The organism is Streptomyces sp. NPDC057271 (genome assembly GCF_042668715.1).
GTDB lineage: Bacteria > Actinomycetota > Actinomycetes > Streptomycetales > Streptomycetaceae > Streptomyces.
This window is the reverse complement of record NZ_JBHUYJ010000002.1, coordinates 158,428-173,257: the sequence shown is the minus strand read 5'-3', so window position 1 is coordinate 173,257 and position 14,830 is coordinate 158,428. Positions and strand designations below refer to the sequence as shown.

The window sequence follows — 14,830 nt, the reverse complement described above, 5'->3', positions numbered from 1 at the left end:
ACTCCTCCTTTTTTTGAGGGCCCCCTTCGCCCTTGCCCCCCTCACCCCGAGGGGGGGACGAAGGCCCCCACGCCCCGCGGCCCCTCTCCCCCCCCCCCCCCCGGCAGGGGGATGCTCACACCGCCCACCAGACGGTGGTGTCGGCGGGCAGCTCCACGACGCCCTCCCCGTGGGAGATCGGCTCGTTGGAGAGGAGGAACCGGCCGGGCAGCGGGACGGATATGGCCCGACCGGTGGTGTTGGCGGTGCAGACGAAGCCGTCGCGGCGGAAGGAGAGCACACCCTCCGGTGCCTCCAGCCACTCGACGTCCTCGCCCGCACCGAGTTCGGGGCGCTCACGGCGCACGGCGAGCGCGCTGCGGTACAGCTCCAGGGTGGAGCCGGGGTCGCCGGCCTGCGCCTCGACGCTGAGCCCGCCCCAGGTGGCGGGCTGCGGCAGCCAGCTGCCGCCGTCACCGAAGCCGTACGAGGGGCCCTCGACGGTCCACGGGATGGGCACCCGGCAGCCGTCGCGGAAGCCGTCCTGACCGGTGGCCCGGAAGAACGAGGGGTCCTGGCGGACCTCGTCGGGCAGGTCGGTGACGTCCGGCAGGCCGAGCTCCTCGCCCTGGTAGACGTACGCCGATCCGGGCAGCGCAAGCATCAGCAGCGTCGCGGCCCGGGCGCGGCGCAGACCGAGAGCGCGGTCGCCCTGCTCGCGCAGCTGGGTGCCGAGGCCGGGCGGGTTGGCGAAGCGGGTGGCGTGCCGGGTGACGTCGTGGTTCGACAGCACCCAGGTGGTGGGCGCGCCGACCGGGCGCATCGCGGCGAGCGAGGCGTCGATCACCCGGCGCAGCTCGACGGCGTCCCAGTGGGTGCCCAGGTACTGGAAGTTGAACGCCTGGTGCATCTCGTCGGGGCGCACGTAGTGGGCGGTGCGCTCGACGGTCGGGGTCCACGCCTCGGCGACGAGGACGCGCTCTCCGTCGTACTCCGAGAGGACCTGGCGCCAGGAGCGGTAGATCTCGTGGACGCCGTCCTGGTCGAAGAAGGGCATGACGTCGTTGCCGAGCAGCTTGAGCTGGTCGTGGGCGCCGATGTCCGGCAGTCCCTCGGCCTTCACCAGTCCGTGGGCGACGTCGACCCGGAAACCGTCGACGCCCATGTCGAGCCAGAAGCGCAGGATCGAGCGGAACTCGTCGCGTACGGCCGGGTGCTCCCAGTTGAAGTCGGGCTGCTCCGGCGCGAAGAGGTGCAGGTACCACTCCCCGGGGGCGCCGTCCGCCTCGTCGACCCGCGTCCAGGCGGGGCCGCCGAAGATGGACTCCCAGTCGTTGGGCGGCAGTTCACCGTTCTCGCCCTTCCCCGGGCGGAAGTGGTAGCGCTCACGCAACGGGGAGCCGGGACCCTCGCGCAGCGCGCGCTGGAACCACTCGTGCTGGTCGGAGGAGTGGTTGGGCACCAGGTCGACGATGATCCGCAGGTCCAGCTCGTGCGCCTCGCGGATGAGCGCGTCGGCGTCGAGGAGGCTGCCGAACATCGGGTCGATGGCCCGGTAGTCGGCGACGTCGTAGCCGGCGTCGGCCTGCGGGGAGGCGTAGAAGGGGCTCAGCCAGACGGCGTCGACGCCCAGCTCCTTCAGATACGGAAGCCGGCCGCGGATGCCCTCCAGGTCGCCCATGCCGTCGCCGTTTCCGTCGGCGAAGCTGCGTGGGTAGACCTGGTAGATCACCGCGTCTCTCCACCAACCCGTGTGCGTGCCGGTGGTCGGGGCGGCGTCGGGGGCAGCGAGGTGCTGGGTCATGTCTTCCTTGGGAGGTAAGGAGGTACGTACGTGTGGGGTGTTCGGGCTCAGCCCTTGACGGCGCCGGCGGACATGCCGGTCACCAGGTGCCGCTGGGCGAAGAGGAACACCAGCGCCGCGGGGATGGCGATGAGCACGGAGGCCGCGGACATCGGACCCCACTGGGCGCCGTACTGGTTGACGAACTTCTGCAGGCCGCCCGCGAGGGTGAGGTTCTCGTCCCCGACCATGAACGCGGAGGCGTAGGCGACCTCGCCCCAGGCGGTGATGAAGGAGTAGAACGCCGTCACCGCGATGCCGGGCTTGGCCAGCGGCAGGATCAGCCGCCAGAAGGTGCCGAACGGGTTGAGGCCGTCGACCTGGCCCGACTCGTCGATCTCGCGCGGGATGGTGTCGAAGAAGCCCTTCATCATCCAGGCGCAGAAGGGGACGGCGATGGTCAGGTACGTGATGACCAGACCGGCCGCCTTGTTGAGCAGCCCCAGCGACGACATGATGTTGTAGATCGGCACGATCAGGACGGCGACCGGGAACATCTGGGTGATCAGCAGCGTCCACATCAGTCCGCGCTTGCCGGGGAACCGGAAGCGGCTGACGGCGTAGCCGGTGGTGGAGGCGATGAAGACGCCGAGGACCGTGGTGAGGCCGGCGACGAGCAGCGAGTTGCCGAACCAGGTGAGGAACTCGGTGTTCTCCAGCAGGTCGGTGTAGTTCGCGAGCGTCGTCTCCTTGAGGAAGTCCGTCGTGGTCGCGTACTTCGCCGGCTTGAGCGAGGTCAGCAGGACCCACAGCACGGGGAAGACGGCGATCACGGAGGCGACGATCAGGGTCGCGTGCAGCCCGACGGAGGCGAGCGGCGAACGACGGCCTCGGGTGGGCGTGTTGGTGGCGGTGGTCACCAGACTTCTCCCTGCTTGCGGAGGACGCGCCGGTAGATCGCGGCGAAGACCATCAGGAGGACCAGGATCAGGACGCCCCAGGTGGACGACTGGGCGAAGTCACGCGGGCTGATCTCGAAGGAGAACTTGTACGCCTGCGTGACCAGGATCTGCGTGGCCTCACCGGGTCCGCCCCGGGTGAGCAGGAAGATCACCGGGAACATGTTGAAGGTCCAGATGGTGCTCAGCAGGATCACGGTGGTGGACACCGAGCGCAGACCGGGCAGCGTGATGTTGCGGAAGCGCTGCCAGGCGTTGGCGCCGTCCATCTCGGCGGCCTCGTAGAGCTCGCCGGGGATGGACTGGAGCCCGCCGAGGAGGGCGACCATCATGAACGGGATGCCGAGCCAGACGTTGACGGCGATGACCGAGAACTTGGCCCAGGTGGGGTCGTTGAGCCACGGCACGGCGTCGATCCCGGCGCCGCCGAGGATCTGGTTGAGCAGACCGTTGTCCTGGTTGTAGAGGAAGCGCCAGGCGAACACGGAGACGAAGCCGGGCACGGCCCAGGGCAGGATCAGCAGCATCCGGTAGACGGAGCGGCCGGCGATCCTGCGGTTGAGGATGTTGGCGAGGGCCAGGCCGAGGACGAAGGTGACCGAGACGCAGGCGACGGTCCACACCAGCGTCCAGCCGAGCGTGCCGAGGAACTGGGTCCCGGTCAGCGCGTCGACGTAGTTGTCCAGGCCGACGAACTCGTACGTCGCCGGGATCTGGTTGACACCGATACTCCGCTCGACATTCCGCTCGTTCGCGTTCGTGAGGGAGAGGTAGATACCCCGGATCAGCGGATAGCCGATGATCACGCCGATCACGACCACCACCGGAGCGACCATCGCCCAGGCGTACCAGTGGGTGGAGAGGGAACGGCGAACCTTGCCCTCGGGGTTGCCAGTACCACGGTGCCGGCCGCGGGCGACATCGCCCGCGGCCTTCACCGCCGACTGGCTGCTGGTGTCCACAGCCATCAGCCGGCCTGCCTTCCTGTTACTTCCAGTCCTTCAGGAGCTTGCGGTAGGAGTCACCCGTCGCCTTGGCTCCCTTTTCGGGGGTGGTCTGCCCGGTCAGGACCTTGGTGTACTCGGTGACGAGCGGGGCGAAGAGGCTGCCGGTCTCGGGGATCCAGGGGCGCTCGACGGCCTTGTCGACGACCGGCTTGAAGAAGCTGATCATCTCGTTGCTCGCGACGTCCGGCTTGACGTAGACGGACTCCCGGGTGGGGAGCAGGCTGAGCTCCGTGGCGATCTTCGTCTGGGCCTCGACCGAGGTCATGTACTCGGTGAAGGCGTACGAGGCCTCCAGGTTCTTGGAGCCCGCGTAGACCGCGAGGTTGTGGCCGCCCTGCGGGGCGCCCTGACCGGCCGAGCCGGCCGGGACCGGGGCGATGCCCAGGTTGGCCTTGTCGGCGAACTCCTTGCCGGCGAAGGTGTCGGCGACGGCCCACGGGCCGTTGATCATCATGGCGACCTTGCCTTCCTTGAAGGCGGTCTGCATGTTGTTCCAGCCGTCGGTGGCGTCGGTCTTGGCCGCACCGGAGTCGACCAGGTCCTTGACCGTGGTCAGGGCCTTCACACCGGCGGCGTTGTCGACGGTGACGGTCTTCGACTCGGCGTTGACCAGGTCGCCGCCCTCGCCGTACAGGAAGGAGAGGAACCAGTAGGCGTCGTCGCCGCGCAGGTAGAGGCCGGTCTTGCCGGTCTTGTCCTTGATCGCGGCGGAGACGGTCTTCAGCTCCGCGATGGTCTCGGGGACCTCGACGCCGGCCTCCTTGAAGATCTTCTTGTTGTAGAAGATGCCCATGGAGTCGATGACCTGCGGCACGGCGTAGGTCTTGCCGTTGTACTGGGTCGAGGCGGCGGCCTGCTTCAGGAAGTCCTTGTCGTCCTTCAGCGCGGCGGTGCCGTCGAGCGGGGCCAGGTAACCGAGGTCCGCGAACTCGGGGGTCCAGGCGACCTCGGAGCGGATGACGTCGGGGGCGCCGGAGCCGGACTGGGCGGCGTTCTTGAACTTGTTCTGCGCCTCACCGAACGGCACGTTCACGTACTTGACGGTGACCTTCGGGTGCTTCTTGGTGAAGTCCTCGGCGATCTTCTTGAAGACCTTGTCCTCGGAGCCGACCGTGGAGGTGTCCCACCAGGTCACGGTCCCGGAGAGCTCGCCGGAGCTCTTCGAACCGCCGTCCTTCGAACCGCCGTCGCTTCCGCACGCCGCCAGGGTCACGCCCAGGGCCGCGACCAGCGCGGTGGCCGCTATGCCACGCCGCATGTGAACTCCTTCAACTGATCCCGGGGTGACGAGGGGGTGGAACCTGCCTCATGCGACCGCTCCCTCGCGGCGCTCCGGGTTGCCAGGAACGTAACAGGGATGAAAACGAGCCGAAAGAGCTTGCGAGAACTTTCTGCAAGTCCCGGCGATCGTTACATCGGCGTGTCCTGAAGGTTGCCGACGAGTCGCTTGACAGCGGACCTCAGGCCCTCCTCAGGCCCTCTTGCGGCTGCGTCCGGCCCCTGCAAGTCTTTGCATCAGCTCTTGCAGGACCGTTTCACGCCCGCCTCGAACTCGTTGTCAGTACGACGCCCAGCCCCGGAACACGCGAGAGGGACACCGCACATGGCCCACGAGCTCACCTCACCGTCGCTGTCGGACTCCGCAAGCTCTTGCGCAAGCGCCGCCCGAACCGGCTGGTGGCGGGACGCCGTCATCTACCAGGTGTACGTCCGCTCCTTCGCGGACAGCGACGGCGACGGGATCGGAGACCTGCGGGGCGTACGGGAGCGGCTGCCGCACATCGCCCGGCTGGGCGCGGACGCGGTCTGGCTGACCCCCTTCTACGCCTCCCCGCAGGCGGACGGCGGGTACGACGTGGCGGACTACCGCGCGGTGGACCCCGTCTTCGGCGACCTCGCCGACGCCGACGACCTGGTGCGCGCGGCGCACGGACTCGGCCTGAAGGTCATCGTGGACATCGTCCCGAACCACACCTCGGACCGGCACCCCTGGTTCGAGCAGGCGCGCGCGGGGGCGGGCCGGGACCGGTACGTCTTCCGGCCGGGACGGGGGCCGGGCGGCTCCGAGCCGCCCAACGACTGGGAGTCGGTCTTCGGCGGCCCGGCCTGGACGCGGGTCGCGGACGGCACCTGGTACCTCCACCTCTTCGCACCCGAGCAGCCCGACCTGAACTGGAAGAACGAGGAGGTACGGGCCGAGTTCGACTCCGTGCTCCGCTTCTGGCTGGATCTGGGGGTGGACGGCTTCCGGATCGACGTCGCCCACGGCATGGTCAAGGCGGAGGGCCTGCCCGACATCGGGCAGGGACAGCAGGCCAAGCTGATCGGCATCCAGCGGCTGCCGTTCTTCGACCAGGACGGCGTGCACGAGATCCACCGCGGCTGGCGCCGGCTCCTGGAGTCGTACGGCCCCGAACGCATCGGGGTCGCGGAGGCCTGGGCGCCGACGCCGGAGCGGCTCGCGCTGTACGTACGCCCCGACGAGCTGCACCAGGCCTTCAACTTCCAGTTCCTGAACTGCGCGTGGGACGCGGAGGCGCTGCGGGCGGTCGTCGACGGGTCGCTGCGCGCCACGGCCTCGGTGGGCGCCCCCACGACCTGGGTGCTCTCCAACCACGACGTCGTTCGGCACACCACCCGGTACGGCAGCCTGGAGCGGGCCAGGGCGGCGGCGCTGCTGATGCTGGCGCTGCCGGGCTCGGCCTACGTCTACCAGGGCGAGGAGCTGGGCCTGCCCGAGGTCGTGGACCTGCCGGACCAGGTCCGGCAGGACCCCGCGTTCCTGCGCGGCGACGGTCAGGACGGGCTGCGTGACGGCTGCCGGGTCCCGCTGCCCTGGGAGGCGGACGGCCCGTCGTACGGTTTCGGCCCGGCCGGATCCTGGCTTCCGCAGCCCCCGGAGTGGGCCGGGCTGAGCGTGGCCGCGCAGACGGCGGACCCGGCCTCCACCCTGGAGCTGTACCGCCGCGCCCTGCGGCTGCGCAGGGAGCACCCCGCGCTCGGCGCCGGCGAGACGGTGGAGTGGGAGGAGGCCCCGCAAGGCGTCCTGGCCTTCCGCCGCCGCTCGCGCGGAGGCGATGTGCTGGTCGCCCTCAACACGACGGGGCGGGACGTGACGCTGCCGTTCGCCGGGAGCCCGCTGCTGCGCAGCGAACCCCACGCGACGGCGGCTCCGGGCGAGGGGAACGGCGACCCAGGTCCCGTACTCCCCTCCCCCGCAGGGGAGTTCGGGCGGGGCGCCAAGCTCGCGCACAACGTCCGGGTTCCCGCCGACTCCTGCGTTTGGTGGGCAATCTGACGTGCGACCGGTACAGTCCAATCCCATGACCGCGCGGCTTGCCGACATCGCAGCCCAGGCGGGGGTCAGTGAAGCCACAGTCAGCCGCGTGCTCAACGGCAAGCCCGGTGTGGCCGCGGCCACCCGCGAATCCGTGCTTGCCGCACTCGACGTCCTCGGATACGAGCGTCCGGTACGGCTGCGTCAGCGCAGCGCCGGACTCGTCGGGCTGATAACCCCCGAACTGGACAACCCGATCTTTCCCGCGCTCGCGCAGGTGATCGGGCAGGCCCTGACCCGCCAGGGCTACACCCCCGTGCTCGCCACACAGACCCCCGGCGGTTCCACCGAGGACGAGCTCACGGACATGCTCGTCGAGCGGGGCGTCTCGGGGATCATCTTCGTCTCGGGGCTGCACGCCGACACGACCGCCGACATGACGCGCTACGACCAGCTGCGCGGCAAGGGCGTCCCGTACGTCCTCATCAACGGCTTCTCCCCCAAGGTCCAGGCCCCCTTCGTCTCGCCCGACGACCGGGCCGCGATGCAGCTGGCCGTGACCCACCTCGCCGCGCTCGGGCACACCCGGATCGGGCTCGCGGTGGGACCGAAGCGGTTCGTGCCCGTGCTGCGCAAGATCGAGGGGTTCCAGCGCGGGATGAAGGAAAGGCTCGGGCTCTCCCCGGAACAGTCCGAGGAGCTGATCCAGCACTCTCTGTACACGCTGGAGGGCGGACAGGCAGCGGCCGGCGCCCTGATCTCCGCCGGCTGCACCGCCATCGTCTGCGCGAGCGACATGATGGCGCTCGGCGCCATCCGCGCCGCCCGGCAGCAGGGCCTGCGGGTCCCGCAGGACGTCTCCGTGGTCGGCTTCGACGACTCCCCGCTCATAGCGTTCACCGATCCCCCGCTGACCACGATCCGCCAGCCCGTGCAGGCGATGGGGCAGGCGGCGGTCCGGGCGCTCCTGGAGGAGGTCGGGGGCACCCCGGCACCGCACAGCGAGTTCGTCTTCATGCCTGAGCTGGTCGTTCGCGGTTCAACCGCTTCTGCCCCCAGTCAGGGAAACCCCTGACAGGTCCCTCCCTGGTCCATCCCTCTCAGGATGGAGCGGGTGCGTCCCGAACCCGACGGAGGGATGATCGGACGAGGGGAATGGATCTGGCAGACTCTCCTCCCATGGGTGAAGCGACCGTGAAGAGTTTGGAAGGCAGCACGGCGGCCAGCCCGTCACCCATTCCCGACGGTGGCGGTGTGCGGGCCCGGCTGCGCATGCCCCGACGCCCCAGGATCTGGTTCGAGATCCTGCTCATCGGCGTCAGCTACTGGACGTATTCGCTCATCCGCAACGCGGTACCGGAGCAGAAGACCCAGGCGCTGAAGAACGCCGACTGGATCTGGGACGTCGAGCGGTCCCTCGGGCTCGCCTTCGAGCAGAGCGTCAACCATGCCGTGAACTCGGTGACATGGCTGATCGTGTCGATGAACTACTACTACGCCACCCTGCACTTCGTCGTGACGATCAGTGTGCTGGTGTGGCTGTACCGATGGCACCCGGGTCGTTACGCCGCGTCCCGGACGGTCCTCTTCGCCACCACCGGTGTGGCTCTGGTCGGTTACTACCTGTATCCGCTCGCGCCCCCGCGGTTGATGAACGGCCAGTCCTTCGTCGACACGGTCCTCGTCCACCACACCTGGGGCTCGATGGCCTCGGGCAACCTCAAGCAGATGTCGAACCAGTACGCGGCGATGCCGTCGATGCACATCGGCTGGTCGCTCTGGTGCGGTCTCATCATCTTCGCCCTGGCCTCGGCGCCCTGGGCGCGCATCCTCGGCCTGCTCTACCCGGCGGCCACCCTGGTCGTGATCGTGGCCACCGCCAACCACTTCTGGCTGGACGCGGTGGGCGGCATGATCTGCCTCGCCTTCGGCTTCGCCGTCTCCTACTACATGTACGGCGCGCTGCCGAAGCGTCTGCCGAAGCGGGTGGAGCCGCCCGCGCCGGTGGCCCGTGGCGGCTCGTTCTCGCGGCCCGCGGCGGACGGGTCCACGGTGGAACGCGAGGACGAGCAGGAGTCCGAGCGCGAGCGGCAGCGGCTGACCCGCTAGGCCCTGTCGTCAAAGTGGCGCCGGTAGGGCCCGCGGCGTCCGGTGCCGTGGGAGAGTTCCCCGACGAGCTCACGACCCCACGCCCGGCCGAGGCCCTGGTGGCGCCGGGACCGGCTCGCGCGGACGCCGCCTTCGAACCACCTGGCCCTGGAGGCCTTCCTGATCCGCTGCCGGACGCTCCTGGAGGACGCGGACGGCTGACGGCGACGACGCGGCGCTCTGGGCGCGGGCGGCGCGGGGCGCGGGCGCGCGAGGGGCGCGGGCGCGCGGGGCCGCCCGACAGTCGGCCGACGTCTACGATCCGTAGAACAGCTCCTCGACCACCGCCCGCGCGCGGCGCGTGATGCGCCGGTAGTCGTCCACCATCTCCCCGACCCGGCCCGGGCCGTAGCCCAGGTACCGCCCGACCGCGGCCAGTTCTCGCCCGTCCGAGGGGAAGGTGTCCCCCGGCCGTCCCCGTACCAGCATCACCGCGTTGCGGACCCGGGTCGCGAGGACCCAGGCCTCGTCCAGCGTCTCGGCCTCCTCGGTGGGGACGAGACCGGCCGCGTGGGCGGCCGCCAGCGCCGCGCGTGTGCGGGTCGTGCGCAGGCCTGGCTCGGCCCAGCCGTGCCGCATCTGGAGCAGCTGGACCGTCCACTCGACATCGCTCAGACCGCCCCGGCCGAGCTTGGCGTGGAGCGTCGGGTCGGCGCCGCGCGGCATCCGCTCGGTCTCCATCCGGGCCTTCAGACGCCGGATCTCGCGGACCGCGTCCTCGCCGAGCCCCTCGGCCGGGTAGCGCAGCGGGTCGATCAGCTCGATGAACCGCGCGCCCAGCTCCCGGTCGCCCGCCATCGTCTCGGCGCGCAGCAGGGCCTGGCTCTCCCAGGCCAGCGACCAGCGCTGGTAGTAGGCCGCGTACGACTTGAGCGTACGGACCAGCGGGCCGCGCTTGCCCTCCGGACGCAGATCCGCGTCGATCAGCAACGGCGGGTCGGCGGTGGGTACCTGGAGGAGCCGCCGGACCTCGGAGACGATCTGGTTCGCCGCCTTGGCCGCCTCCTGCTCGTCGACGCCCTCACGCGGCTCGTGCACGAACAGGACGTCGGCGTCGGAGCCGTAGCCGAGCTCGTGGCCTCCGAAGCGGCCCATGCCGATGACCGCGAACCGGGTCGGCAGGGTGTCGCCCCAGCCCTCCCGTACGGCGGCCCGCACCGCGCCCGCGATCGTCGCCGCGTTGAGGTCGGTGAGCGCCAGTCCCACCCGGTCGACCAGCGCGCCGGGGTCGAGCTCCCGGGGACTGTCCTCCGTACCGTACGAGCCGATCAGATCGGCCGCGGCCGTACGGAACAGCTCCCGGCGCCGCACGCCACGGGCCGCCGCGACCGCCTGCTCGGCACCGTCGGCACGGCCGACCGCCGCGAGGATCTCCTGCTCCAGATGGTCGCGGCCGCGCGGCTTCAGGCCCTCCGGGTCGCCGAGGATCGCCACCGCCTCCGGCGCGCGCAGCAGCAGGTCGGGGGCCATCCGGCCGGCGGACAGGACCCGGGCGAGGTTCTCCGCCGCCGCGCCCTCGTCGCGCAGCAGGCGCAGGTACCAGGGGGTCTTGCCGAGCGCGTCGGAAACCTTGCGGAAGCCGAGCAGTCCGGCGTCCGGGTCGGCGGAGTCCGCGAACCAGCCGAGCAGCACCGGCAGCAGCGTCCGCTGGATCGCGGCCTTGCGGGTGACGCCGGAGGCGAGCGCCTCCAGGTGGCGCAGGGCGGCGGCGGGGTCGGCGTACCCGAGTGCTTCGAGCCGCTGGCCGGCCGCCTTCGGGCTGAGCCGGGCCTCACCGGGGGTGAGCTGGGCGACGGCGTCGAGCAGTGGCCGGTAGAAGAGCTTCTCGTGCAGCCGGCGCACCACCGAGGCGTGCCGCTTCCACTCCTTGTTCAGCTCCGCGACGGGGTCGGTGCGCAGGCCGAGCGAGCGGCCGAGGCGGCGCAGATCGGCCTCGCCCTCGGGGACCAGGTGGGTGCGGCGCAGCCGGTAGAGCTGGATGAAGTGCTCCATGGCGCGCAGGAAGCGGTAGGCCTCGTCGAGCTGGGCCGCGTCGGCGCGGCCCACGTAGCCGCCGGCCGCCAGCGCCTTCAGCGCGTCGAGCGTCTTGCCGCTGTGCAGCGTCGCGTCCCCGCGCCCGTGCACCAGCTGCAGGAGCTGGACGGCGAACTCGACGTCGCGCAGACCGCCGGGGCCGAGCTTCAGCTCGCGCTCGACATGGGCGGCGGGGATGTTGTCGACGACCCTGCGGCGCATCTTCTGCACGTCGGGTACGAAGTTCTCGCGCTCGGCCGCCTGCCAGACCAGCGGGGAGACGGCCTCGATGTATTCGGCGCCCAGCTCCGGATCGCCCGCCACCGCCCGCGCCTTCAGCAGCGCCTGGAACTCCCAGGTCTTGGCCCAGCGCTGGTAGTAGGCGAGGTGGGAGGAGAGGGTGCGCACGAGCGGGCCGTTGCGGCCCTCGGGGCGCAGGTTGGCGTCGACGGGCCAGATGGTGCCCTCGACGGTCGTCTCGGAGCAGATCCGCATCAGATGGGAGGCGAGCCGGGTCGCCGCCTGCATCGCCTTACCCTCGTCGGCACCGTCCACGGGCTCGGCCACGAAGATCACGTCCACGTCCGAGACGTAGTTCAGCTCATGGCCGCCGCACTTGCCCATGGCGATCACGGCGAGCCGGCAGTGGGCCGCGTCGGCGGGGGCGGCGGTACGGGCGATGGCGAGGGCGGCGCGCAGCGTCGCGGTGGCGAGGTCGGCCAGTTCGGCGGCGGTCTGGGCGACGTCGGCGGTGCCGCAGACGTCGCGGGCGGCGATCGCCAGCAGGCAGCGGCGGTACGCGACCCGCAGGGAGACGGCGTCGGCGGCCTCGGCGAGACCGTGCTCGAACTCCGCGACCCCCGGGTTCAGGTCCACGGCCTCGTAGGTGACGAGCGCCTGCCAGTCCCGGGGGTGCCGGGCCAGATGGTCGGCGAGCGCCTCGGAGGCGCCGAGCACACCGAGGAGCCGGTCCCGGAAGGGCTTGGCGGAGAGCAGCGTGGTGGTGAGCGTCTGGCGCTCCTCGTCGGGCTGCGCCTCGACGAGGCGGACGAGACCCCGCAGGGCGAGGTCGGGGTCGGCGGTCGCGCCGAGCGCGTCGAGGAGTACGGAGTCGTCACGGAGGGCGGACAGCTCGGGGAGGTCGAGCAGACGCCCGGCGTCGGACGGATCGGTGAATCCGTGCCGCAGCAGACGGCTGAAGGTACTGCTCCTGCGCCCCGGCACCGTCATTCCGCCGCTCCCTCCGCCTGTTCAAGCTCCGCATTCGAGCGTATCCGCAGCCGGTGACCCGGTCGCCCCGGGGCGCGCTGCCGCCCCCACGGAGGACATGACCTGCGTTTCGCATCAGATCACACGTGACGCCTCGCACATTCCTCACTATTCGCCTGCGCTGAACCGTATTCCTTGGAGTTCCGTCTTCCTGACGCCAGCCGCCTGATCCGTTCTTTGAAAGCGCACACACAGCAGATGCCCGTCCGCCGCCGCCTCCGTCCTGTCTCCGTGCTGACGACGACCGCCTTCGTCGCCGGTTCCCTGGTGGGACTCCTCCAGCTGACCTCCGGCTCCGTCCTCGGTGCACCGGCGACCGGGAACCGGGCGGAGCCCACGCCCGCGGTGAAGCCCGTCGAGCGGAACGCCGTGAAGCGGACGGGAGGCGAGGGCGCGGATCCGTCCCGTACCCCCGGTGTCTCCGTGGCGCAGATCGTGGCCCACCCGGACGACGACCTGTACTTCATGAACCCGGACACGGCCCAGTCGATACGCTCGGGCCGGCCGCTGACCACGGTGTATCTGACGTCCGGTGAGGCGGACGGTGTCAACGCCCCGCGCGGCGCCGCCGAGCGGCCCCTGCCGGACAAGGCCGGTTTCGCCGCCGCCCGCCAGAACGGCATACGCGCCGCGTACGCCGAGATGGCCACCGGCAGCCGCACCAGCGCCTGGGACCGGGTCTCCATACCCACCGTGGGCGGCGGGGCCGCCGAGCTGGACACCCTGCGCGCCGCGCCGCAGATCACCCTGGTCTGGCTCCAGCTGCGCGAGGCGGGCGCCATCAGCGCCGACCGCCCGCACAGCCTGAACGGCCTGTGGAACGGCCGGGTCCCGGTCCTCGCGTCCCAGCGCGCCACGGGCACACCGGTCACCACCGACTTCACGTACAGCAAGGACCAGGTGATCGAGACGCTCACCGGGCTCCTGAAGCGCATACGCCCCACGTTCGTGCGGATGCAGGACCCGACACCGGGCCTGCACCCGCACACCGGGACCTTCACCGACCACCAGGACCACCTGTACGGCGCCCGGTTCGCCCAGGCCGCCCTGGAGCGGTACGCCTCGGCGCCGGGGTCCCGCCCGCACTTCGGCGTGCAGAACTACCTCGGCTACCCGACCGGCTCGCTGCCCCACACCCTCGACCCCGAGTCGGCGGACGCCAAGCTGCGCACCCTGCGGACGTACGCCTGGAGCGACGGGGTCAACGACTGCGCCGACCCGGCCGGCTGCGGCGACCTCAAGGTCGCCCAGCGACCCGCCGGGCAGGGCTGGACCCAGACCGTCCGGTACGCCCGGGGCACCTCCACCTCCTGGGTGCAGCGCGACACGGACGGCGCTCTGCACGCCTTCTCGGTGCTCGACGGACGCCTCGCGGCGTGGACGAAGGCCGCCGGCGCGGCCGCCGGGTGGCAGGGGCCGGTACTGCTCCCGGGCGCGGGTCTGGACAGCGGTGTGACGTCCGTACGGCTCCCGGACGGGAGGATCTCCGTCTTCGGCACGCGGACGACGATCGGCGGTTCGGCGCGGTCGTACGGGCGCGAGGTCGTGACGACCGAGCAGACCGCCCGGGGCGGCGCGTTCGGGCCGTGGCGGTCGCTCGGCACACCGGAGAGGAGCGACGCCCGGGGCACCTCCGACATCAGCGCCCCGACGGTCGCGGTGGACGGGACCGGCCGGGCGACGGTGGCCGTGCGCGACAGCGCCCACCGGCTGATCGCCCGCGACCGGCGGCCCGACGGTGACTGGGGCCCGTGGCGGCCGCTCGGGGGGCCGGCCTCCGAGGCCGTGTACGGCGACCCGGTGGCGACCACGGACGCGGCGGGCCGCGTCCACGTCTTCGCGGGCACGGCCGCGACGGTCCTCACCTGGTCGCAGCCGCGGCCTGGCACCCCGCTCGGCGGACCGCGGCCGACCGGTCTGCCGGCGACGACGCTGGCGCTGAACGCGAGCCCGTCGCCGGACGGGCAGGGCGTACGGCTCTGGTTCCGCAAGCCCGCCTCGGGCGCCCTCCGGACGGCCGACCTCCCGGGCACGGGCGACGGGCTCGCCTCGCCGGTCACCGAGCTGGCGGGCGGCGTCGCGGGGTTCGGCCCGGTGGGCGGCGGGCCCGGCATGCTGGCGGTCCGCTCCCGTACGGGCGTCCTGGCGACGGCCCCGGAGGAGCTGGGGCGCACGGGCCGGGGCGGTGTGACGGGGGGCGGCACGGGCGGACGCGCGAGCGCGGCGGCGCCGCTGTGGACGCTGCAGAACTTCCTCTTCTCCGGCGCGCCGGGCGGGGTCGTGGACGGCGTGGCCACGGTCGGTCTGGACGGAAGGCTGCACTGGACGCCCGCGGTGCGATGAGCAAGGCGCGCAATCCGGCGGAGAACCGGGAGGTCGTCCTCACCACCGGTAC

General features: G+C 71.5%; 9 protein-coding genes. 4 read left to right on the top strand and 5 right to left on the bottom strand.

Features of this window, described 5'->3' with window-relative positions; genetic code table 11:
• Positions 1-115 precede the first annotated feature (115 nt).
• From ACFUJR_RS01685 to ACFUJR_RS01670, 4 genes are read right to left on the bottom strand one after another with little or no spacing between them, the layout of a single operon-like run.
• On the bottom strand, positions 116-1,783 hold the full coding sequence (locus tag ACFUJR_RS01685; protein WP_383171891.1) for a glycoside hydrolase family 13 protein: 1,668 nt from the start codon (positions 1,781-1,783) through the stop codon (positions 116-118).
• 47 nt (positions 1,784-1,830) lie between these two features.
• A complete protein-coding gene (locus ACFUJR_RS01680) occupies positions 1,831-2,685 on the bottom strand; it encodes a sugar ABC transporter permease (RefSeq protein WP_383171944.1) in 855 nt (284 codons plus the stop codon).
• The gene (locus ACFUJR_RS01675; protein ID WP_383171893.1) at positions 2,679-3,689 is read right to left on the bottom strand and encodes a carbohydrate ABC transporter permease; all 1,011 of its coding nucleotides are present in this window, start codon (positions 3,687-3,689) and stop codon (positions 2,679-2,681) included. Before ACFUJR_RS01675 ends, ACFUJR_RS01680 begins: the two co-directional genes overlap by 7 nt.
• 19 nt (positions 3,690-3,708) lie before the next feature.
• Positions 3,709-4,986 carry an extracellular solute-binding protein gene (locus ACFUJR_RS01670; protein ID WP_383171895.1) on the bottom strand — a complete coding sequence of 426 codons (1,278 nt, stop codon included), beginning with the start codon at positions 4,984-4,986 and terminating at the stop codon, positions 3,709-3,711.
• A gap of 345 nt (positions 4,987-5,331) precedes the next feature.
• Here ACFUJR_RS01670 and ACFUJR_RS01665 point away from each other — a divergent pair, with 345 nt between their 5' ends.
• The 3 genes from ACFUJR_RS01665 (at position 5,332) to ACFUJR_RS01655 (ending at position 9,114) form a co-directional block, all read left to right on the top strand.
• Positions 5,332-7,026 carry a glycoside hydrolase family 13 protein gene (locus ACFUJR_RS01665; protein WP_383171897.1) on the top strand — a complete coding sequence of 565 codons (1,695 nt, stop codon included), beginning with the start codon at positions 5,332-5,334 and terminating at the stop codon, positions 7,024-7,026.
• A gap of 25 nt (positions 7,027-7,051) precedes the next feature.
• Complete coding sequence (locus ACFUJR_RS01660) at positions 7,052-8,080, top strand: LacI family DNA-binding transcriptional regulator (protein ID WP_383171899.1); 1,029 nt, start codon at positions 7,052-7,054, stop codon at positions 8,078-8,080.
• Positions 8,081-8,184: 104 nt separating this feature from the next.
• Entirely contained in the window at positions 8,185-9,114 is a 930-nt protein-coding gene (locus ACFUJR_RS01655; RefSeq protein ID WP_383171901.1) for a phosphatase PAP2 family protein, read from the top strand.
• A 294-nt stretch (positions 9,115-9,408) separates the two neighbouring features.
• Here the strand turns inward: ACFUJR_RS01655 and ACFUJR_RS01650 are convergent, their stop codons facing one another.
• Positions 9,409-12,396 carry a bifunctional [glutamine synthetase] adenylyltransferase/[glutamine synthetase]-adenylyl-L-tyrosine phosphorylase gene (locus ACFUJR_RS01650; protein ID WP_383171903.1) on the bottom strand — a complete coding sequence of 996 codons (2,988 nt, stop codon included), beginning with the start codon at positions 12,394-12,396 and terminating at the stop codon, positions 9,409-9,411.
• Between the two features lie 270 nt (positions 12,397-12,666).
• Between ACFUJR_RS01650 and ACFUJR_RS01645 the strand changes: the two genes are divergently transcribed.
• A complete protein-coding gene (locus tag ACFUJR_RS01645; protein WP_383171905.1) occupies positions 12,667-14,778 on the top strand; it encodes a PIG-L family deacetylase in 2,112 nt (703 codons plus the stop codon).
• The last annotated feature ends 52 nt before the right edge of the window (positions 14,779-14,830 follow it).

Bases quoted from the DNA above. Each gene is read 5' to 3' on its own strand.
- ACFUJR_RS01685 (WP_383171891.1), bottom strand. From the start codon at position 1,783: ATGACCCAGCACCTCGCTGCCCCCGACGCCGCCCCGACCACCGGCACG.
- ACFUJR_RS01675 (WP_383171893.1), bottom strand. From the start codon at position 3,689: ATGGCTGTGGACACCAGCAGCCAGTCGGCGGTGAAGGCCGCGGGCGAT.
- ACFUJR_RS01670 (WP_383171895.1), bottom strand. From the start codon at position 4,986: ATGCGGCGTGGCATAGCGGCCACCGCGCTGGTCGCGGCCCTGGGCGTG.
- ACFUJR_RS01665 (WP_383171897.1), top strand. From the start codon at position 5,332: ATGGCCCACGAGCTCACCTCACCGTCGCTGTCGGACTCCGCAAGCTCT.
- ACFUJR_RS01660 (WP_383171899.1), top strand. From the start codon at position 7,052: ATGACCGCGCGGCTTGCCGACATCGCAGCCCAGGCGGGGGTCAGTGAA.
- ACFUJR_RS01655 (WP_383171901.1), top strand. From the start codon at position 8,185: ATGGGTGAAGCGACCGTGAAGAGTTTGGAAGGCAGCACGGCGGCCAGC.
- ACFUJR_RS01650 (WP_383171903.1), bottom strand. From the start codon at position 12,396: ATGACGGTGCCGGGGCGCAGGAGCAGTACCTTCAGCCGTCTGCTGCGG.